The sequence below is a fragment of the Vibrio spartinae genome (assembly GCF_024347135.1).
GTDB lineage: Bacteria > Pseudomonadota > Gammaproteobacteria > Enterobacterales > Vibrionaceae > Vibrio > Vibrio spartinae.
In genome coordinates this window covers 1,811,664-1,834,134 of the sequence record NZ_AP024907.1, presented here as the reverse complement: position 1 = coordinate 1,834,134, position 22,471 = coordinate 1,811,664, and the positions used below count along the sequence as shown (strand labels likewise).

At 43.6% G+C, this 22,471-nt stretch carries 16 protein-coding genes and 2 pseudogenes; 5 read left to right on the top strand and 13 right to left on the bottom strand.

The annotated features are described in order from the left end of the window. Window positions 1-284: 284 nt before the first annotated feature. Both OCU60_RS08140 and OCU60_RS08135 read left to right on the top strand, forming a co-directional pair. Window positions 285-809, top strand: a complete 525-nt coding sequence (locus OCU60_RS08140) for a glycine cleavage system protein R (RefSeq protein ID WP_074372399.1) — start codon at window positions 285-287, stop codon at window positions 807-809. A 231-nt stretch (window positions 810-1,040) separates the two neighbouring features. Further along, window positions 1,041-2,648, top strand: coding sequence for a methyl-accepting chemotaxis protein (locus OCU60_RS08135; RefSeq protein WP_074372398.1), 1,608 nt, complete (start codon window positions 1,041-1,043; stop codon window positions 2,646-2,648). Window positions 2,649-2,755: 107 nt separating this feature from the next. Here OCU60_RS08135 and nspC read toward each other — a convergent pair whose 3' ends face one another. The 7 genes from nspC to OCU60_RS08100 all read right to left on the bottom strand — a co-directional run bounded on the left by nspC (window position 2,756) and on the right by OCU60_RS08100 (window position 14,597). Further along, the gene (nspC, locus tag OCU60_RS08130) at window positions 2,756-3,889 is read right to left on the bottom strand and encodes a carboxynorspermidine decarboxylase (RefSeq protein ID WP_074372397.1); all 1,134 of its coding nucleotides are present in this window, start codon (window positions 3,887-3,889) and stop codon (window positions 2,756-2,758) included. Between the two features lie 192 nt (window positions 3,890-4,081). Continuing rightward, window positions 4,082-5,326 carry a carboxynorspermidine synthase gene (locus OCU60_RS08125; protein WP_074372396.1) on the bottom strand — a complete coding sequence of 415 codons (1,245 nt, stop codon included), beginning with the start codon at window positions 5,324-5,326 and terminating at the stop codon, window positions 4,082-4,084. A gap of 16 nt (window positions 5,327-5,342) precedes the next feature. After that, window positions 5,343-8,231 (bottom strand): pyridoxal phosphate-dependent class III aminotransferase, encoded by a 2,889-nt coding sequence (locus OCU60_RS08120; RefSeq protein WP_074372668.1) that lies wholly within the window; start codon window positions 8,229-8,231, stop codon window positions 5,343-5,345. A gap of 507 nt (window positions 8,232-8,738) precedes the next feature. Next, window positions 8,739-9,914, bottom strand: coding sequence for a Na+/H+ antiporter NhaA (gene nhaA / locus OCU60_RS08115; protein ID WP_074372394.1), 1,176 nt, complete (start codon window positions 9,912-9,914; stop codon window positions 8,739-8,741). 145 nt (window positions 9,915-10,059) lie between these two features. Then, on the bottom strand, window positions 10,060-12,513 hold the full coding sequence (locus tag OCU60_RS08110; RefSeq protein ID WP_074372393.1) for an ABC transporter permease: 2,454 nt from the start codon (window positions 12,511-12,513) through the stop codon (window positions 10,060-10,062). Then, window positions 12,494-13,165 carry an ABC transporter ATP-binding protein gene (locus OCU60_RS08105; protein WP_021020390.1) on the bottom strand — a complete coding sequence of 224 codons (672 nt, stop codon included), beginning with the start codon at window positions 13,163-13,165 and terminating at the stop codon, window positions 12,494-12,496. The genes OCU60_RS08110 and OCU60_RS08105 overlap by 20 nt, the downstream gene beginning before the upstream one ends. Before the next feature lie 79 nt (window positions 13,166-13,244). Beyond that, on the bottom strand, window positions 13,245-14,597 hold the full coding sequence (locus tag OCU60_RS08100; protein ID WP_370738670.1) for an MATE family efflux transporter: 1,353 nt from the start codon (window positions 14,595-14,597) through the stop codon (window positions 13,245-13,247). A 240-nt stretch (window positions 14,598-14,837) separates the two neighbouring features. On the opposite strand from OCU60_RS08100, the gene OCU60_RS08095 reads away from it, so the two are divergent. Beyond that, a complete protein-coding gene (locus tag OCU60_RS08095; RefSeq protein WP_074372391.1) occupies window positions 14,838-16,286 on the top strand; it encodes a DUF2867 domain-containing protein in 1,449 nt (482 codons plus the stop codon). A 194-nt stretch (window positions 16,287-16,480) separates the two neighbouring features. Here the strand turns inward: OCU60_RS08095 and OCU60_RS08090 are convergent. Further along, a pseudogene (locus OCU60_RS08090) lies at window positions 16,481-17,050 on the bottom strand (transposase); the annotation flags it as partial. A gap of 305 nt (window positions 17,051-17,355) precedes the next feature. Between OCU60_RS08090 and OCU60_RS08085 the strand changes: the two are divergent. Both OCU60_RS08085 and OCU60_RS08080 read left to right on the top strand, forming a co-directional pair. After that, window positions 17,356-18,090: a DNA -binding domain-containing protein gene (locus OCU60_RS08085; RefSeq protein ID WP_074372389.1), complete on the top strand. Its 735-nt coding sequence runs from the start codon at window positions 17,356-17,358 to the stop codon at window positions 18,088-18,090. 56 nt (window positions 18,091-18,146) lie between these two features. Then, window positions 18,147-18,306, top strand: a pseudogene (locus OCU60_RS08080) (IS256 family transposase); the annotation flags it as partial. Between the two features lie 80 nt (window positions 18,307-18,386). Here OCU60_RS08080 and OCU60_RS08075 read toward each other — a convergent pair. Genes OCU60_RS08075 through OCU60_RS08055 form a run of 5 tightly spaced genes read right to left on the bottom strand, consistent with a single transcriptional unit; the run spans window position 18,387 to window position 22,466 of the window. Next, a complete protein-coding gene (locus OCU60_RS08075) occupies window positions 18,387-19,013 on the bottom strand; it encodes a LysE family translocator (RefSeq protein WP_074372388.1) in 627 nt (208 codons plus the stop codon). A 20-nt stretch (window positions 19,014-19,033) separates the two neighbouring features. Further along, window positions 19,034-20,305, bottom strand: a complete 1,272-nt coding sequence (locus tag OCU60_RS08070; RefSeq protein WP_074372387.1) for a hypothetical protein — start codon at window positions 20,303-20,305, stop codon at window positions 19,034-19,036. Beyond that, window positions 20,305-20,676, bottom strand: coding sequence for a cupin domain-containing protein (locus OCU60_RS08065; protein WP_074372386.1), 372 nt, complete (start codon window positions 20,674-20,676; stop codon window positions 20,305-20,307). Before OCU60_RS08065 ends, OCU60_RS08070 begins: the two co-directional genes overlap by 1 nt. A 3-nt stretch (window positions 20,677-20,679) precedes the next feature. Next, the gene (locus tag OCU60_RS08060) at window positions 20,680-21,675 is read right to left on the bottom strand and encodes an aminotransferase class I/II-fold pyridoxal phosphate-dependent enzyme (RefSeq protein ID WP_139302096.1); all 996 of its coding nucleotides are present in this window, start codon (window positions 21,673-21,675) and stop codon (window positions 20,680-20,682) included. An 11-nt stretch (window positions 21,676-21,686) separates the two neighbouring features. Further along, window positions 21,687-22,466: an HpcH/HpaI aldolase family protein gene (locus OCU60_RS08055; RefSeq protein ID WP_074372384.1), complete on the bottom strand. Its 780-nt coding sequence runs from the start codon at window positions 22,464-22,466 to the stop codon at window positions 21,687-21,689. Between the last annotated feature and the right edge of the window lie 5 nt (window positions 22,467-22,471).

The window sequence follows — 22,471 nt, the reverse complement described above, 5'->3', positions numbered from 1 at the left end:
AACCTTTTATTCAGTCCAAATCACCTAGGTACGAAAGAGGTGCTTCCCTTATTCCCTAGCCCAGAAATCTACGTCGTTACATCATACAATACACGAGAGGAAAAGACTTGTTATTCTCCGTCTCATTTGCTTTGATTTCAACCTGATAGCCGTTTAACCGCTGATTCTGTCTCCGTCGGAAAAAGATCCGATCTAATTAACAAAACTGTAAAACATTCTGCTAATCACGACACCTCAGCCTAAGATAATAGTATCAGTCAGTAAACTTGGTAAGGAGAAACCGGATGAATCACCTATTTATTGTCAGCTTTATCGGTGATGCTGCACCAGCGGATATCCATCATCTCGCTGCAATTACCCATGAAAATGGTGGACAATGGATAACAAGTAAAATCAACTATTTAGAAAACCGTGTCGCAGCATTGATCAAAATATCTGCCCCCGAAGAGACCGAAATGTATATTAAAGATGCCTTTCTGTCACAACCAAACTTATCAACGATGATTACCGACTGTGAGCCGCACGATACTGAACAAAAAAAAGAATATAATTTAAGAATAGACGCGAACGATAGAGCAGGCATTGTCAATGAAATCACTCACCTACTCGATAGTCAGAGAATTAGAGTGTTAGACATGAATTGTCAGCGCATATTTATTTCTGACCGTTGCGGTGTCAACTCCAGTTTATTTACGGCACATATCTCCCTTCGTTTACCTGAGACATTATTAATCGATGATGTTATTAGTGAACTGGAATCTCTGAGTGAAGATACCCAAGTCCTGATCGATAGCTCAACAATGCATTAATTGGGTCAACAACATAGATGTATGAAAATACTTATTATTTTATTCCAAAAATGACAACTAAGTCGCAAAAAATAATATTGTCAATTACATATTTCTATGATCTAATCAGCAAAATAACCGCTTATTATTGCGGAGATAGTTGTATGGACCATTATAAAATATAATAGTGGATAACATTGTTGAAATAATAATAAACAAGCATCTTTTGTAGGTGCTTCGAGGTAAAACGTCATGTCAATGCTAAAAAATATGAAAGTCAGCCGAAAACTAGCCTGTCTGGTGTTAGTCGCTATTTTCGGTTTTGTTATATTACTCGTGATTGCCAATCAAACATTAGAAAGGAACTTACTCAATGAAAAAAAACAACGTCTTTCGGCTGTCATCGAATCCGTCATTTCTCAAATAGCTTACCTTGATCAAACACTTCCCAAAGCAGAAGCACAAAAACAGGCAAAATTATTACTGAACACGACTCGCTTTGACGGAGGTAATTATTTATTCACGTTAAATAAATCACGGTATATTATTGTCCATCCGATAAAACCAGAGTTAGATGGTAAACAGATGGGAAAGGCCAATAACCCTGAAGATAAACGCTGGTTTGAATTTGTCAAAGCCGGTCAGAAGCAAGGCGGTGATATGGTACTTTACCGCTTCCAAGATAGAAATGGCAAAGTAGTTGATAAACTTTCCTATATCAATAGTTATAGGCCTTGGGGTTGGATTATCGGCTCAGGAATGCTCGTTTCTGATATTGATCATGAAATGAATTCATTATTAATCAAAATGGGATTATCAACACTCCTTATTGTGGCAGGTATGATTTTACTCGGAGTCGTCATCTCCCGAGCAATTATTGTACCGTTGGAGCAGATTAAAGATACAATGTATCATATTGTTAATGGCGATATGACCGTTGAAATTCCCATTAACGGCAAGGATGAGATCGGTGTTCTTGCCCAACGTATTAATGAGAGTATCAGTTCTATACGAACCGCCTTATATGAATCAGTCAAATCAGCCAAACAACTGTCTGAAGCAGCCAATCGAATTGCCTCGTCCGCAGAGGATACCAGTCAAGCGGTTAGTTCCCAGAAAGATCAACTCACCCAAATTGCAACAGCAATGAATGAGATGAGTGCAACCGTCGCAGATGTTGCCAACCACGCAGAATCAACCGCCAAGGACACAGCAGAAGCAAGTCAAGAAGCCGGACTTGGCGATCAGGATGTCTCATCGAGTGTTGAAAGCATCAAGTCCCTCTCTCAAGAGCTGGAAGTCGCTTCTGATCGGGTCAATAAACTCAAAGAAGGCGTCATGGAAATCAGTGAAGTGACTTCTGTGATTAGCGGTATTTCCGAACAAACCAACCTACTGGCGCTAAATGCCGCAATAGAAGCAGCCCGAGCCGGAGAACAAGGACGTGGATTCGCGGTCGTTGCTGATGAAGTCCGTAATCTGGCCAGTCGGACCAATCAATCCACAGAAGAGATTCAGAGCACCATTAATCGGCTGCAACAGTTGGCTGTCAGTACCGCTGATGCCATGAAAAAGAGCCAAGAGCTGGCTTACAACAGTGTTCAGCGTGCGGAAGGTTCCGGGAGCGACTTAAAATTAATTGTCACTCATATTCAGCATATCACTGATAAGTCTGCGCAAATTGCTACGGCTGCCGAAGAACAAAGTGCCGTTGCCGAAGAGATGAATCGCAACATTTCTGGTATCAATGATTCTGCTCAGGAAATGTCAGAATCAGCAACGACGCTTGCCAAAGAAAGTGAACGTTTAGCCAGTATGTCTCAACAATTGGATGACAAACTGATGATGTTCAAACTGTAGTCCTTTCGAAATACCATTCAACAGGCAATAAAACAACAAATCCCCCAATGATTGATATGTCATCGTTGGGGGATCTTTTTATGTCATCGAATCATTGTTCTTCTGACTTATTGCACCGACCACAGAGAGAGTGAACGTTTAAAATCAGCGTAGTCAAACTCATTGAGTTTTTGGACTTCCCCATTGAGACGTTGACAGTAGACTGAAGGCATTTTTAACCCATTAAACCAGTTGAGTTTCACCATGGTATACCCTGCACTATCCATTAAATGGAGTTTTTGGCCAATCTCAAGCGGTTGAGCAAATTTTGCGATACAAAATTGGTCGCCGGCCAAACATGAACAAGACCCAATCACATATTCATGATCGCCATTCTGACTGCTCTCGTACACTGAAGCGGGCTCATTGTAGATCAAGGTATCCAAGCGATGCGCTTCTGTTGCAGAGTCAACAATCGCGGTTTTCATCTCATTCTCAACAATATCAACTACAGACACCACCAGATCAGTTGTGCCAGTGATAATCGCTTCTCCCGGTTCAAGATACAACTGGACATTGTGTTTCTCAGCAAATGCTTTTAAAGCCATCCCGAGTTTTTCAACATCATATCCCGGCCAGGTAAAGAATACGCCGCCACCAAGGCTGACCCAATCGAGTTGATCCAGATGAGCGCCGAACTGTGTTGAAATCGCATCTAAAAGACGGATGAATGCATCAACATCTTTATTCTCACAGTTCATGTGGAACATCACACCATCGATAGACTCAAACACACTCGGATCAAGATGATCGGCCTGCACGCCTAACCGAGAGAACTGGCGAGCCGGATTCGCTAAATCTTGACCCGCGTAACTCACTCCGGGATTCAAACGCAACCCCAACGATGCTTTTCCTTCAACCAAATGTCGATGTGCCGCTAATTGTGACTGTGAGTTAAAAATCATTTTATCGCAGATATCTGCGACCGCTTTGACATCATCTTCACTATAGCCAACGCTATAAGCATGAGTCTCACCACCAAATGTCTCATAACCCAGCTTGACTTCGTAAGGACCTGAGCTGGTTGTGCCATCCAGATATGGTTTGATAATATCAAACACGCCCCATGTGGAAAAACACTTGAGAGCAAGCACTAATTTCACACCGGAAATAGCTTTAAGTTGTTTGGCGATTTCAAGATTGCGAATCAATTTAGATTCATCAATCATAAAATAAGGGGTTTTAAATTCACTTTTTTGCATGATTCATTTACCGATTGATCATGTTTACCCTGTACGCATGTGACGTTGATCTCTCAGCAGCATCCATAACGCCACTCAGTATTCATTGAGAACTACATCCAGTACGGGGATAGGTTAAAAAACAGCCATAGCATCACTGCTACGGCCGCTTAATATGTGTCATTATTGTCAGTTCGACGAACGACATCTCAATTATTTCAGAATTTGGATGTCCGGCTGAGCTACGTCGAGTTCCTGCATATCCCAATCCAAACCAATACTTGGCATGGTCTCGAGGAACGGATCCGGATCCAACTGTTCCATATTGAAAACACCGGGCGCAGCCCACTGCTGACGGAAGAACTGAATTGCTGCTGTAATAGCAGGCACACCCGTCGTATAAGAAATCGCCTGATGCTCAACATCATGATAAGCGATTTCATGGTCTGCGATGTTATATAAGAAAACACTACGCGCTTTCCCGTCTTTTTGCCCTTGGACCCAAGTCCCGATACAGGTTTTTCCCGTATACCCCGGTGCCAAAGAAGTCGGATCCGGTAATAAAGCTTTGAGGACATGCAGAGGCTGAACTTCGCGGCCATCGGGTAAGGTCAACAGATCAGGGCTTAATAAACCGATATCTCGCATCACATTAAAGTAATTCAGATAACGATCACCAAATCCCATCCAAAACTCGATTCGTTTTGCCGGAATGAATTCTTTCATGGAACGCACTTCATCGTGCGCCATTGAGTAAACTTTATGTTTACCAACCACCGGAAAATCAAATTCATGCATTCGTGTATGACAACCGACCTGTTTCCATTCGTTGTCATCCCAGTAAAATGAATCGCCCTGAATTTCTAACATATTCGTTTCAGGATCAAAATTCGTCGCAAATGTCTTGCCGTGATCGCCCGCATTGACATCCATGACGTCAATACTATCAATGTCATCGAAAAGATGTTTGACAGCATAAGCTGCAAATACACTGACCACACCCGGATCAAAACCAGCGCCGAGAATCCCCGTGATACCGGCTTCTTTGAACTTGTCACGATATTCCCATTGCCAATCGTAGGCTTCAGGCACCTGTTGACCTTCAGAACAGAGATCAACAGCAACAGACGTATCCAAGTAGGACACTTTCGCCCGATAACAGGCTTCCATAATATGGATGTTGACCCACGGAGGGCCAACATTGATCACTAAATCAGGCTGAACCTCGTGAATCAACGCCACTAAAGCGTCAATATCGTCTGCGTTAACTTCACGAGCTTCTAACTTCTTTTGGGCGTTTTTCAGGTTGCCTTTACGACGTACAGATTCAATAATCTTTTCGCACTTTGCGATTGTCCGAGATGCAATCGTAATATCACCTAAAATATCGTTGTTCTGAGCTGCCTTATGCGCAACAACCCAACCAACACCTCCTGCTCCAATTTGTAAAATTGACATAGTCCTATTACCTTAATTATCCGACTAATTCATGAGTTAGCTGTGTAATCTTCTCCATTAACGATTCGAAATCGTTGATGTCTAAACATGGATTCAAAATGGTCAATTTCAAAGCTGTTTGACCGTTCACCACCGTTTCACCGAGTACAGCAATCCCGCGAGTTAATGCTTCAAAACGCACCTGCTGATTCAATGCATCGAGATCAGTGGCTGCGGGATGCACAACACGGTATAAAACCGTAGATAATGATGGCTGAGATAACAATTCATATCCCGGAGCATCATCAATTAACTGCGCGACCTGCTGTGTCTGCTGGATTAAATGATCGAACATTTCTCCCAGAGCAATCGGTCCGACACTTTGCATTGTCATATAGACTTTTAACGCATCAAAACGTCGGGTCGTTGCCAGTGATTTATCAACCAAATTCGGCAATGTGTCATGTTCCCGATTCAAATAGTCAGCATGGTGCAACAGATATTTCAAATCCGCTTTGTTGTTGACCAGAAATGCACCACAACTGATTGTTTGATAGAATAATTTATGAAAATCGACGGTAATTGAACGAGCTCGTTCAATACCATTTAAACGTGCCGCATGACGACTCAGGATCAACGCACCGCCATAGGCACTATCAACATGCATCCATAAGTCATGTTGCTCCGCGACGTCTGCAATCATGTTTAAATCGTCAATGGCGCCGTGATCGGTGGTTCCGGCGGTACCAACCACTGCAAACGGAATCAAACCTTCAGCCTTCGCTTGCTCAATGACATCTGCAAGTTTAGAGACATCCATTGTCCCATTTGGCAAAGAATCCACCGTTAATACTGCTTTCTCACCCAATCCCATCCAAGAGGCTGCCTTTTGCACTGTGAAGTGTGCATTACCAGAGCAGACAATCCGTAATTTATCGGCATAGTCAGGCAAACCAAGTTTCTGAATCGAGTGACCGCTTAACTTGTCAGCAATCCAATCGCGCGCCAATTGCAAGCCCATTTGATTACTTTGCGTCCCACCACTGGTAAAGACACCATCAGGTGAATCGCCTAACCGGAACTTGGTACACAACCAATCAATCACACACTGTTCAACATAGGTTGCCGCGGATGACTGATCCCACGAGTCCATCGACTGATTTAATGCGCCGATCATCGACTCTGCCGCAACAGAAGCTAACAACGGTGGAGTATGTAAATGTGCAATACAGTTCGGATGCTGAACCATGATTGAGTTGGCACCAACTCGTTTTGCTGTATCAGAAATCACATCGGTCAGCAGCGCATTTTTATGATCTAAATCGACGGCATAAATGGTTTGCTCCAACTGCGCAGGATCCATACCGCAATAAGGTGCCTGAACGGCTTCAAAAATCGATTTCATTGCCGCGGTGGTGTGATTCATGACTTTGGCAAATTGCTCACTCCCCTGAGCTCCGGTCTGAATAAAATGCTTCTTCCATTCAGCCTGATGAGATGCTTCAGGTAACTTCTCGCCGCCACCGGCAACTAAGATGGCTTCTTCTAATACACGCAGTGCAAAATCAATTTGTTCGTAAGAAATAATAATCGGTGGCAGGAAACGAATCACAGCGCCTTCACGGCCGCCTTTTTCAACCATCAGGCCTCTTTCTAAAGCCGCGCGTTGGATTCTGAGTGTCAGTTCCCCATCGGCTTGCGGTTCACCAAATTTATTCAGGCCGCCTTGCGGATCCTTAATCTCAACGCCCAGCATCAACCCTTTACCACGAACGTCTGCAATACAGTTCACACGGCTTTGAATTTTCTCCAGCCCCATCCGCAGATATTGGCCAGCAATATTGGCATGCTCGACTAAGTTATCACGCTGAATGATTTCCAGCGCTTTCGCACCGGAGACCATTGCTAACTGGTTACCACGGAATGTACCGGTATGCTCACCGGCACGCCATGTATCGACTTCTTTTTTGAAGACGAGCAGCGACATTGGCAATCCACCGCCAATCGCTTTGGACAGACAAAGAATATCCGGAATAATACCCGCTTCTTCAAACGCAAAGTTGTAGCCAGTTTTGCCGACACCACACTGCACTTCATCAAAAATCAGTAAGATACCGTGTTCATCACAAATACGACGGAGTTCACGAAGCCAGAATGCAGGCGCAGGAACAACCCCCCCTTCCCCTTGAACCGGTTCGACAATGATCCCTGCCGGCTTCATGATCCCAGCTTCATCATCGCCCAATAGCCGTTCAATGTAACGAATACTGGCGCGCGCGCCCTCTTCTCCGCCAAGACCAAACGGACAGCGAATGTGATAAGGAAACGGCATAAAATGGACATCAGACATCAAACCGGTCCGACGGGCTTTGGTATTCAAATTCCCCATCATGCCCATCGTCCCGTTGGTCATACCATGGTATGCACCACGGAAGGCAAACATCGTATTGCGACCCGTCGTTTGTTTGGCGAGCTTGATAGCGGCTTCTACGGCATCGGCACCGGAAGGTCCACAGAACTGAATCGCACAGTTCGAGCTAAGCTCTTGAGGGAGAAATGAGCGAACCTGCTTAATAAAATGATCTTTCGCTGGTGTAGTCATATCCAGCGTTTGATAAGGCAGTCCTGTATCTAACTGCTCTTTTAATGCCTGATTGATTTCCGGATGATTATATCCAAGCACCAAAGTCCCGGCACCGGCAAGACAGTCAAGAAAAATCTGACCGCGCGTATCTTCAACCAGAAGGCCATAAGCTTGTTTGATAGCAATGGGCAAACGCCGGGGATACGAACGAACTTCAGACTCGTATTTCTCTTGATCTAAGAGTACCTGATCCGGTGTTAAATCATAAACGCCTTTTACGTCAGGTAATTGTGATGAAAAAACTGGTGAAATATTTTGATTGACTTCAAAGGCAGTACTCATCTGCGCCCCCTCAGGAAAAACGCCCATCTTTAAGGAATAAAAATATCAATGATAAGGATGGGTAATAGCAACCGGCCTCTTACATCATCTGGACAATCGGATATATACGACAGACGTGTTTAGAGACACAATAAATAAAGTGGAAAATCAGCGATTGCTGGGTATCAAGGTTCAGTAATACTACTGTCCTGCTGGACAGGGCATTGAGGAAGAACAAAGCTGATTAATGAAGATAAAATATATGGTTTCAATGTTGGGTTTCCCATTTTGATGCCGCTCCCACGACTAGAGTATCCCGTCTATCAACAAAAGGATTTGCTGATACCTACCCTACGTAATGACACAATCAGCCTGAATGTTCACTACGCGTATCCCCCAGAAAGTGTGATTCACTCCGAGATTGTCGCGAAATCTAACATACAACGGACACAACTTGCAATTATTTTTCTGAACAATTTCCCAAAAAAAGACGAGGGCAAAGCCCCGTCTTTCACGATAATTATTGGTTTAAAGTTCATCCGAAACGGTGACTTTTTCTGTGTTCTTCGCGGGCAAAGCAAGACTCAATAAAATATATCCGAGTATTGCTGCAACCGTTGACCCGAGTAAAATCCCTAACCTTGCGTAAGTATCGAGTGCTTCCGCAATTTCACCGAACGCCAGCGAAGAGATAAAGATCGACATAGTAAAACCGATACCACACAGCACAGACACTGCAAATATCTGTTTGATCTGTACCCCGCGCGGCAGTTTTGCAACCCCCAATTTCAGCGCAGCATAGCAGAAACTAAACACCCCGAGCGGTTTACCAAGCAAGAGTCCTAACGCAACGCCCAATGGCACAGGACTAGTCAATACCTCGCTAGAAATCGCATCCATCGGAATCCCTGCATTGGCAAACGCAAAGATAGGTAAAATAATGAAGGACACATAGGGATGTAGCCAGTGCTCCAGTTGCTTTAACGGGGAGGAATGCGCATCTTTTCCTTTCAGCGGAATCGAGAAACCAAGCACAACACCAGCCAGAGTCGCATGGACACCTGATTTCAACACCGCAACCCAGAGAATTGCACCAATGATCAGATAAGGTGTCAGATGGGTAACACGTTTATAGCTCATAAAGGCCAGAAGCGCCGTCATTGCCAAACCCACAGATAGCGCCAGAGTTGACAAATCACTATTATAAAACAGCGCAATAATCACAATGACGCCTAAATCATCAATTATCGCCAGCGCCAATAGGAACACTTTTAAACTGGCTGGCACCCGGTTCCCCAATAACGCCATAATCCCTAAAGCAAATGCAATATCCGTCGCGGCGGGAATCGCCCAGCCTTGAATCGCCAACGCATCACCTTGATTGAAAAATGCGTAAATTAAAGCAGGAGCAAGCATGCCCCCAACGGCCCCAATCGCAGGAAACATCGCCGTTTCTTTCTTATTCAGAGCACCAATAAACAGCTCTCGTTTAACTTCCAGTCCAATGAGCAGAAAGAATACCGCCATTAATCCATCGTTTATCCAGTGACGCAGTGATAAACCGACTAATTTTATATGTAAAACTTCCTCATATAATCCTTGTAGTGACGAGTTAGCAACCCACATTGCTAAAATAGAGGCGAATATCAGCATCACCCCACTGCTTGATTCCATGCTGAAGAATTTCCGGATCATTTGCGTCATTCGAAGGCTCCTGATTCAAACTATTTTTTGAAACATACATATCACGATTTTAACAATCAATTGGAATATATAAAAATCGATTCTAATGATAGTTCACTTCGGAAAAAACGAATGAAAAAACCGAGAAAATATGACTATTTAAAGATTATAGAGAATCTCTGAAAGATTGAATCGGAGAACGCAACGTTAATTTAACCACTGGAATTGCCCCGGCAATAACCAGTGCTGCAATCGACCACAGTGCCGTGGATAAATAACCGAAATACGTGAAATGAAGTTGTACAGACCAACCAAATGTCTGCCGAATGACCAAGTCCATCACCAAGATGGACAAGCTAATACCGAGTGGAATGGCAATCAACAGAGAAATGATACCGAAAGTCGACAGTTGTAAACTCCCAATCATGACCAGCTCTTTACCGGATACACCAAGATAACGCATCAGTGTCAGATGTTTGCGTCTTGCCAACTCGCCGGAGAAAGTGGCGAAGAAAATCCCGATCACAGCAATCAGCAAGGTAATTTTACTGAGTTTATCTGCAATAGAAAAAGTGCGGTCAAACGTACGCATGACGGCTTGATGAACGGTCCGGTGATTAAAGACCCGCTCACTATCCAGATAAAAAGTATTCAGTAATCGCTGCTTGAGACGACTTTCGGCCTCAAGATCCGACGTTTTCGTCAAGATATTAAGGATAATATCCCCGTGCGTAGCAAAGATTTTATGCCAGGCAAATTCCGAAATAAGAACCTGATAGAAAGGATTACCATAGTCATAATAGATACCAGCGACATACCAGCCTTTTCCCAGCGGGGGTGGCAGTGAGATTTGCTCTCCGGGTTGAATATTCAGTTTCAACGCCATCGACTCACTAATCAATACACTCTTGCTTCGATGCAGGTACTCCCAGAAATTCGGTACGGCAACTTTCATGGTCGTGGCTCCCAACTCAATATCCGTCACACCGGTACTCACCACTTGGATAAGACCTTGTTCTGACGGAATATCACGCTCCCAACGTTTCCAGACAAAGTCGACCTCATCCTGCTGCCGTAGCCAGCGAGTCATATCTGCCTGAGACGATGGTGAAGCGTAGATATACAAATCAGCGGCCAATTTTTCATTGAGCCAGTGTTCCATCGTACCCCGGAAACTCCCGACTAAAGTCTCAATACCGATATTGGCAGTCAGCGCAATTAAGAACGCCATGGTCGCAATACCGCGATATCCCATACTTGCGGCAGCGTCAGCAAAAAACCAGCGTCGTTTGACATCTTTGAGACGATAAGAAAGCCAGTCACAAACTTTCCAGAACAGAAATGGGGTCATTAACCCGACACTCATTAAAATCAGTGCCGGTACGACAAAGCCAATCCACGCCTGTTGCACAAACAGATAAATCAGGACTGCGGTTCCGAATAATAACACGGCAGCAATTGCCTGACAGGCAAACTCAACGCCAGCGAAACGCACCAAAGAGACTTTTGCAGTTAAACGGATGGAAGGTGATTTCAATAGCCGAATCAATGGCCACAGGCATGCAGCCAAAGCACCGAGCGTTGCCATGACGAAACTGTATAGCCCCCAATGCCAGTTCCAGTCGATGAAGAAGCTGTCCGGTTCGCTCATCACCGTTGAATATACGGACGGAATCAAACGATCCGCCAACAGTAATCCCAAAAAGTTACCAGAAACCCAAGAGATCAGAATCAATAGGATGAGCTCGATCATCAATGCTTTCGTCAGTTCGAGGCCCGAGACACCCGCCTGACGCATGATGCCCACCAGCGATTGGCGCTGAATAAAAGAAAGTGATATCGCTTGGTAGAAAATAAAAAGTCCGACTAAAAAAGCCAGCACACCAATGACATCTAAGTTCAACAAAAAAGCCTTAGTCAGCGACCCGATATCAGAACGATACTGCCGATTAATCGACAACGTCGGTGGCAGTACCTGCTTTAATCGCTGTAACGTCTCATTCGGCATCTCCCGGCAGGCTATCACCGATAGAAAATTCGCCCCCGTCAAAGCACGGACCAGCGCCAGGTTGGTCATCACACGGCGCCCATAAACCCAATCATGTTGATCGACAATCACCGGGCCGATATGCCCTCCGGATGATAGTGTAATCCAGTCACCATTTTTTAGCTGTTCATGCTTGGCAAACTCGCGGCTGATGATCACCGAATTTGGTGCAATCAGTAACGGCAACAGTGGTTGTTGCCAGAGTGACTGCTTTGAAGGAATGACATTCGCCATACTGACCGGGTCGATCCCAATCACGGTGATCGTCTCACCGTGCTGCGTTTCGGTTTTAAAACGGCTGAAAGGCACACACTGGTGAAAACCGGTCTGCTGGAGATGTTGATAAACTTGATATGGAATCTGATTTTCGAGGGAACGGGGACGGATGTGATACGGCAGCGGATTCGCAAATAACTTTTCGCCATGCGCATAACTTTTACGGGCATGTTCTGTAATCGCTGTCACACCGATCAGAATAGAAACGCCTAATGTCAGCCCCAACCAGACCAGTAAAATCTGTAATGGTGACCGACGATAATGACCCATCAGTCCTTTAACTACGGGACACAACATGTAACTGCCCTCCCTGTAGACGAACACACCGTTCCATATGACTCGCCACTTTTTCACTGTGGGTGACAAGCAATAGTGTATATTCAAGTCTACGGGATAAAGATGTCAGTAGCCGGAGTACCGCTTCTGCATTTTTTTCATCCAAACTTCCCGTGGGCTCATCAGCCAACAGCAGCTTCGGTTCCATATATAGCGCTCTGGCAATCGCGGCACGTTGCTGCTGACCACCGGACACTTCTTCCGGATAACGCCCGAGCAGAGGCATTAAATCAAGGGCGGATAAAATCTGACGCCACAAGCCTTGATCTTCGGGTAGTCGGCGTAATTGACGACAAAAACGAATATTATCGGCAATATTCAGCGTCGGAAGTAAATTAAACTGTTGGAAAACGTGACCGATATGATGGCGTCGATAAGCCGCACGGTGGTGTTCTGAAGCGCTATGCATCGGGAAATTAGGAAACCAAATGTCTCCAGAGTCGACTTTATCAATCCCTGCAATCAGGTTCAAAAGTGTACTCTTACCAGAGCCGCTCTCTCCCATCAATGCGACCTGCTCACCCGATGTCAGTTTCAGCTCTGCGCCTTGTAAAATAGGGTGAAATTCCTCCCCATCTAAATAGCCTTTACACAGGTCTGTCAGTTCTAACATCTTTGGATCCACTCTCACACATCTCGGTGTGTGAATCTACACTAAAAACCATAATGGAGAAAGTATTTTGCGGTGTTAATCACACATCTGTGTCTATCAGATTTCTCATCCATTTCTTACTCCGTATCCGGAGAATTGAGCCAATCCATTTGACGCATTCCTCCGTCAGGAATGACAGATAAACCCATTCAGGTGGCGCATGAAGCATGACCGCCACGATGGCTGTGACCGGAATGCCAATCACCCACTGTGCACAGATATCCTGATATAAACAGAATTTCACATCACCGCCGGCACGCAACACACCAACAATTGCAGACATCGGAAAAGAACGTAACACAATGCCGATACTCAGAATTGCGATAAACTTTTCAGCCAACGCGCGAGTTTCCGGCGTTAAAGCAGAAAACGCATTGAGCACAGGGGTTTGCAACAAATACAACAAGATAGCGATGACAATACTGGCAAAGACACACAGCATCGTCAATGCAATGGCCTGATCATAGGTTTTCTCATATTCTTTCGCGCCCAATTGATTACCGACCAGCACCGATGCGGCACTGGAAATGCCGATCATAAAACTGAGCGAAATCGATTCAACCGGTGTCATCACCGATAGCGCAGCCAGCCCTTGCACCCCACTCAATCCCATAATGGCATGATAAGCAAACAAGCCGCCAGACCAGATCAAGAAGTTAAATGTCGTCGGCAATGAGAGCTGCAAAAAGCGCTTCATCTTCCGCAAATTAACCGCAGCGACCACGTCATGCCACCCAAACGCCAATAAATGCTGTTTTCGGTAAAGGTAACCATACAAAGTCACAATTTCGATCACGCCACTGAGCACGGTTGCAATTGCAGCGCCCGCTATCCCCATCGCGGGTAAGCCGAAATGACCGAAAATCAAGACCCAGTTCAACACCACATTCGCACCAATCCCGATCGCACTGAAAAAGGTGCTTACTGCGGGTTTATGCATCGCACGCAAGCCGACCGCCATACTGCTGACCAGCGCCACTGCATACATACTAACCGACGTGATCCGGAGATATTCGCTCCCCAAACGAATCACATCGGGCGAATCTGTCGCCAACGACATCACCGATTCGGAACAAAACATAAACAGTAATACGGTGAGAGTGGCAAAAAACATCGACACTAAACAGGTCAATGCGGTGCTTTCCCGAACGCCCTGCCGATTCGCAGCGCCCCAATATTGAGCGGTAAGCAGCGCCCCGCCGGTTGTCACGCCAACCAGCATGATGGTTGAGACAAATGTCGCTCTGGCAGCGACACCCACTGCGGCAATTTCTGCCTCACCGAGCTGCCCCAGCATGATGACATCGACCAGCCCCCGACTAGAGAACAAAATATTCTGCACCGCAATCGGGATAGCAATCGCAATCAACTGACGTACAAAACTGCCCCTGATCGAGGAAAAAATTGTGATAATCTTAGACAAAAGCTTATGACTCCGTGACAGGACGATACATCTGAGCCCGTCATGACTCAGGAAAATATAGGTACTGAATATAGGTACTGAAAGACTGAAAAACCGTGTGAGTATAACACGGGCCAGTGACACCCTAAAAGGTATTCTGTATGCTAATCGTTATTCATATCAGTAGACTGAATCACCGTATCGGCATAACCCACGACTTATGGATTATTTATGAAAAATGTACTCGTCCTCGGCGCATCCGGTTACATCGGTTCACAACTTGTCCCCCACCTGCTGGCACAAGGTTACACCGTCACAGCCGCAACGCGCCATGTTGAGTCATTAAAAGCACGTCTGGCGCCTCACCCTAACCTCCAGCTCGCATATCTTGATTTAGCCGATGCCACTGCGACACAAGCATTAATCCCTCACTTTGAACTGGTCTACTTTCTCGTGCATGGCATGGCCTACGGCGGGGACTTTTTTGACTACGAATTACAACTGGCAGAAAATTTCCGACAGGCGGCAGAACACAGTGACATTGAACATATAATTTATCTCAGTGCCATTCAGCCGGATTCAGGCCACTCTGAACACCTCAAAGCCAGAAAAATGACCGGAGAATGTCTGCGCCAGCTTTCAATCCCGATCACTGAACTTCGGGCAGGCGTTGTGATTGGTCCGGGCTCCGCTGCTTTTGAAATTATGCGTGATTTTGTCTACAACTTACCGATCTTGATTACGCCCAAATGGGTTGATTCAAAAGCCAATCCTATCGCACTGGAAAATCTCAATTATTATTTACTACGCTTTGCAGAATCCTCTCCTACCGGACATCAATTATTTGAGATTGGCGGCCCGGAGGTGCTCAGTTACCGCGAGCAATTCAAAACAATTTGCCAGATGGCCAACCAGCCTTTCCGTCTCTGGTCAACACGCTTACTGACACCCCAAATCGCTTCCTACTGGCTCGGAATGATTACCTCGGTGCCAAGTAGTATTGGCAAAGCGCTGCTGGCTGGCCTAACCCATGACTATGTGGCTGATAACCGTGCAATCACCCAGCTTTACCCACAAAAGTTACTCAGCTACAGCGACGCTGTACAACAGACAATTGCCCATGAAGGACGGTTTGTACGGAGTCAGGTCTGGGGATTCGACCCACACGCACTCAATCGTTGGCAACACGGTTATGGCTATTATCCCAAACAGGCTGGCGCAACATGTCAGACCACCGCGACAACCGAACAACTCTGGGCTGTGATTGAACGGATTGGACAACGACCAGAGGGGTACTTTTTCGCCGACAGTTTATGGCGAACACGGGAATGGCTAGACTTCTTTTTCGGCGGCGGCAAACCCGTCAGAAGAAAGCCGCAAGGCGATCACCTGAAGGTCGGTGATTATATCGATTCATGGAAAGTGATTCGTTGCGAGCCGGGTCAGTTTCTCTCCCTGCTATTTGGCATGAAAGCGCCGGGACTGGGCCGGCTGGAATGTTCCATCACCGATGACGGCACCCACCGCACCTTAGACATCCGCGCATGGTGGCATCCACAAGGATTCTATGGCCTGCTCTATTGGTTCGTAATGATGCCGGCGCACTTATTTATTTTTAAAGGCATGGTGAAACGAATCTGCCGACAGGCGGAGCAAAAAACCACACCAAGCGGCTCATAATCGATGGGTCCCCAGTTCAAGTCTGCGAGGGGCCACCAAATTCTCTGTCTTCTTCCAATACTAATCTGAACACCTGTGCCTTGCCAAGTTTGCAGTTCGATAACTAATTAGATAGCAAACAAACTTTCTGTGGAGGCTTGAGCGAGAACAGTGTTCTCGCTCAAGCATTTTCAGTAGGAAACTAGGCTCAAAAGAAAGTCCTGAGCCAACAGGTTTGGAGCGACAGGCATTTTATGCTTGCTGTCCGTTGTACATTTAAACTTGCGTGCGGCTTTCGGAGTCAAATCCTGACGCCTCATACTGGCGGCAATGGTTTTGACATTATGGCTATTACCGTTCTCAGCTAGCTCTTGCTGATTAGCTTCGCGCTGGATGGCCTTGTGGCGGAGCTTAATCCAGTAATAAAAACCACTTCGAGAAACCCCAAACACCTTAGCCATACGGACAACATTGAAGCACAGCAGGTGTTCGAGCATAAATTCGTAGCAATCTACTTTAGATTTTTCGCGAAGTAGGTGGCTGTTTTTACTATATCTAGCTCCTCAGCTTGCTCAGCCAATTGCCTTTTGAGCTTGGCGACTTCAATCTTTTTCTCGCTGACTGGTATTGGTGTCTTTCTTGACTGCCTTACGCCAACCGTAGATCTGGGATTCGTGTAACCCGAGCAGTCTAGCTGCCACAGCAACTCCCACTTTCTCTGCTAGATTCAGGGCTTCTGCTTTAAATTCAGGAGAATGGATAATAAGTTTTTTCTTGCTTGTCATGGTTCACCTCGTTAGTGATTGTACTCACTTAACTCGATGTCCAAAACTGCTGGTGCGGATCAGTAGCCCCTTCGAATACTTCTTCTTCATTAGGGTCTAGCACAATAGCAACACTATGACGTGCGCGAGTTAATGCGACGTACAACCTTGCTCGGGTTGGGTTCTTTAGCAACTCAGGCCTACCGGGATTACGCAATCATTCCACCATATCTTTGGTCAAAAAAGAGTTGTCTTTACATAAAAAAGCACATAAATCAACATATTGATAACATTAATCGGTTTTAATTCAGAATAATGAGAACAATATGACACAACATAGTAGTACAACGATCAGTAATTTATCTTTGGCTTGGGAGTTTTTAAGAAGAAATCCAGACTACATCAATGAGTGGAAATACCTAAAGAAAGAGCAAGATAATATCAAGTGGATACATAGTAAAAATGCGAAACGCTGGGGATTACTCTCATACTGCGATCCACAAATTGAAGATGTCAGGGAGGTTATTTGGAACTGCATTGATATAGGGAGATACCTGAGGTTTGTCAGCTTGGGAGAAAATCACTTTAAATCTAAATGGGATATTTATGTTGATCTAAGCAAATTTGATGGTACGAAAAAAATTATACATTTAGAAAATGATAATAGTATTGTTTCATTATCTAATAATGGTGAAATGATACAATTATATTCCGACAATAAAAATCAACTACTAAGTGAACAAGGTATGTTACTTATATCTGCCAATTTGCCAGAACTGTACATATCAGAAATCATTCGGATTGTAAATCAAGTTATTAACACTTCTGGCAGTATACCTTTCAAAGAAGCCAATAGAAAATATTTAGAATATTTAATAATATTAGATATGAGAAATTCAAAAAAGTCACACAAACAAATTGCAACAGAAATATATGGAAGCACTGAAGTTGATAGACATTGGTTTCAAGACAGTTGGCTCCGCTCTAAGATTCGATATAAAATCCAAAAAGCGGAGCAATATATGAAAGAGCAATATAAAAAATTATTGATTCCATCTTAGGTAGTGTTTAGAAATCTCTGTTATTTCAGTAATATGTATAAAACAGGAATGACACACTGACCACAAACTTCGATCTAGAACAAGCTCTTAAAGCTCTTCAGTCGGGACAAGACCGGCTTTCTTACTCCTCTCATCAAACAGCTCACCGAAGCCGCCTTAAAGGCGGAACTCGAACAACATCTGGAAGATTGCGAGCAACCAAACCGTAAAAATGGCTACAGCAAGATGTGATCGTCAAACTGATCTGTTTTGTTCAAATAATGTTCACGACCTTGCCCTATCCTCCCATCTTATGCTTAATTTTTTATACTATTCCCCATGAGTGCAATACCAAAACACATGAATATGACACCAGATAGTTTATTAATAAAATTAAACCATTTATTATTTCTGCCAACAAATATTTTGCTAGAAAGGAATGCATACATCGTGAGTGCTGAAAAAGAACAACCAGCAAAGATCGAGGTCAATATTGTCGTTTGAACTAAAAAATCACCCTGATTATTAATAAATTGAGGAAAAAGTGCAGAAAAGAAAATGATAGCCTTTGGATTTGATAATCCCACAAGTGCAGCCTTTGTGAATACAGAGATCCCTTGTGACTGGTGGGGTTCTGAAAGGGGTTTATTCGTCCTTACTGACACGATGGATTTATAACCGAGGTAACATAAATAGAGTCCTCCGGCAAACTGTATACATCTCAGTAAAAATTCTCCACCTTCGTTAATCAGAACCCCCATCCCTAGCGATGCGAACGTCGCATAGAAAATCATGGCTGATACATTACCAAAGATGCCAATCACAGCCTTTCTGACGCCAAGATTGGCACCATTCGATATTGCCAACAAAACAGCAGGTCCGGGTGACAGGGTTGCAACAACTGCTAAAACGAAAAAAGCAAACAGGGAATTATACTCAACCATTAGGAATATCCTTACCTCAACTAAGCCAAAATATATTTAACATCAGTGTTACAGTTATGTTTATAACACACCCATTCACTTTTTGGATATTGAAATTTTTTCTTTCCTTTCCTCCCAACAAAAGTAATTTTATTGACGCTATTAACAATATCTATAAATCCTCCGATACCAAATGTTTGCTCACCAAGCTTTGCAACATAAATATTTCCATCATCATCCATATCTCCGACACCGAGCAAAGCATGATCAAATTTCCCAGACCAAATATCAGAAAACATCGCTTTTTGAGAGATAATATTCTGAGGATTTATTGATATGCCAAATCCTATTCCGTCTATTGGATACCCTCCAATATTGCCTGACTCAACAGAGACACAGTATTTCTCATATGGATCATTGATCGTGTTGACTGCAGCGACGGGTAAACCAATACCTGCAATGATGCGCTCATGTGGATTTAGTCTTTGTCTTAGTTGGACCGCTAATTCGTCAACAACATCATTCTGACGAAAGAGTTTTCCATCGGTTGAATGCCTCGAATACTCAGATCGATAGGTATCCTGATGGTATGCCGGTGGTGAGATCAATACTGCATCAAACAAATCCGGCGATACGCAATTTGAATCAATTGATGGCACTTGCTGCAAATCCGGAACCTGAATGACGACCTTAGCACCTCTGATTTTTGCAGAAATTAAAATATCCTTTAAATCAAGATGAATTGGAAATGACTCTAAAATAATGTCTCCACTATCAGTAAAGCCAGCACCACGCATCAATACCAAATCTGAATCAGGCAATGTAAAACTCAGCATCCCGGATTGATTTAATTGTGGCTTTTCTATTGACCTGACAGGGGTCAATTTCGGTACATCCCCTAAAGCCCCTCCCCGGCATTGAGGATCGACCAATGTTCCACAGCCAATATCTGAACACATTGTTCGTTCAGGATGAGTTAACAAGTGACTGACAACCCCTTGAGGTATGGTATATCCGTCGATGATCCCTCTTGAAATATCAAGCCCTAATTTTCGGGCCGCACCATAGAATCCACCAATCGTCCATTCGATTAAACCACTGTCGGCTAATTCATTGATACCACCATTCATTCCCGAACCGGGAAAAGTCGGACATATAAATCCGTACTTTTTGTTTCGGTTCGATAGGTTCTTAGATTGAATCATCAGTTTGAACAAGTAATCAGGAGACATACAACTTCCAAAGCCAACGATATCAATTACATTTACTCCAGAAAGAATATTGGCCATACGCTGGACGTCTTTATGAGACATTAAGCATCTCCCTGAATACTGATCGCTGGCTTTTCCCATAAGACTAGGAAAGTACATCCTGAACGAGTTGAAAGGGAATGTTCCGAATTTGGTTGATACGCAACAAGGTCTCCTTTCGAATAAGTACCATAGTCATCAAAAAGTTCACCATCGAGCATAAAAATCATCTCGTAACCAGTGTGTAGGTGCTTAGGAACTAAAGCCCCAGGTTCATAATTCAGTATTGCTAACCGGGAACCGTGTTCTCCAAATGATATATCATTGAAAATTTCACAAATGTTTACCCCAAGTCGACCATCCGTGTTCATTGGTGACCAACTAATTTGATTTACGTCATTGAGTAAGTTTTGTTTAAAAATAACATCACGCATATACTACCCCTTGTTTAGATAATAAATTCTTTCAATCAATTTTTTATAATCAACACCATCTTTAATTAACCACCTCGAACCATATTCGTCTCCAAAGCTATCGCCTAAAGCTCCTTTAATATTCAATTCGGATAAAATAGCATCCACAATGTATTTTGATTTTTTCTTATCACATGTAATCCAAACAAACATACCTTTTGCACAAATCCTAATCCCTGGATAGCTTTGAATATTATTGATTTCAAATGAAATGCGATTGTAATAATCTGTAATCATCAGATTTCTTTCTTCTTGCATCAGATGATAAACAGCGACTGTACGATTAATATTTGATGGCAAGTTAGATATATTAAACTGAAAGGCTCTATACTTTGCCGATAATTCAGTAGATGGTGTATAAACATAACCAACACGCACATTGGGAGAAGCACTATGTTTCGATACACTAAAAATCAAAGAATAGTTATTTCGACCCATGAGTACATCTGAAATAGACTTAATTTCAAAAGCATCCAAAAAGTTAAAATAAACCAAATCAATAACAACATGTTCATAATTTTTTAAGCAATAATTTAATCTTTCAATATCCAAAGAGCCATCAGGATTGTTAGGTAAGCATAATAAAGACACTTGACTATTACTTTGATTATCCATGTTGTTAATCATAGAGTTTTCATTTATAGATTTAACGATTGAGTTATAACCATTCCAATATGGATATGACGTATCAATATTTACATTTTCATGATTTAAATGACATGATAATACTGTAAACAGTGCTCCTCTACCTCCATGATGAACACTTAAATTTTTATCACAAAAAACATCAAGGCCAAGTTTATTCAGAAAACAACTATCCACTATTTCTAATTCAGAAGATAGTAATGAAGATGGATATCTATCGCAGAACACACCCTCACTAAATATTACTTTCGAAATTATATCCGAATGTTTTTTTGGGGAATTCGGTATACCCAACGATAGATCAACCATCTCCATTATTTTATACCTTATTCATTAGAAAACTTCTTCACTTGTGCATCAGCTGCATTTCGTAATAACGAGATGTCACTTGCACAAGAGATAAAACTGAATCCCTTTGAATAATACTGTTCAGCCACTTCCTCATTGAAAATCAGAGAGCCAGCAGGAATAGACGAAGCCTTACATAATTGAACAAAGTCATTGATTACTTCCTGAACGTCCCCTTCAAAAGTTTTTCCGGTTTTCCCCATATCATCAGATAAGTCGGCAGGGCCGACGAAAATACCATCAACACCTTCCACCGATGCCAATTGTGGAACAAGTGAAACGGCCTGAGTACTTTCAACCTGGAGGATCACCGTAATATCATCGTTCGCTTTATCGAAATAATCGGCAATTCGCCCAAAATGGTTGGCTGACTGTCCCAGAGATACACCACGAAGACCGCCTTTTGCTTTATAACGCGTCGATGCAACAGCCTGCTCTGCCATTTCTACAGACTCCGTCAGTGGAAATAGAAAGTTTCTAACACCAGCATCCAGTAAGCGCTTTACTTCTACAGGATCGTTTACAGGTGGCCGGACAATCGGCGCAGTATCGCTATCACGGAAACAACGCAGAATGTTACTCACACTTTCTGTCGTGTTGATAGAATGTTCCATATCAATCAGTACCCAGTCATAACCCGAGTCACGAATGACATCTGCAATAATTGGGCTACATGAAGAAAACCACAGACCATGTAGCTTTTCACCATTTTTCAGACGTGACTTAAATATGTTTTTTTCATATTGCTTGATAACCATTTACT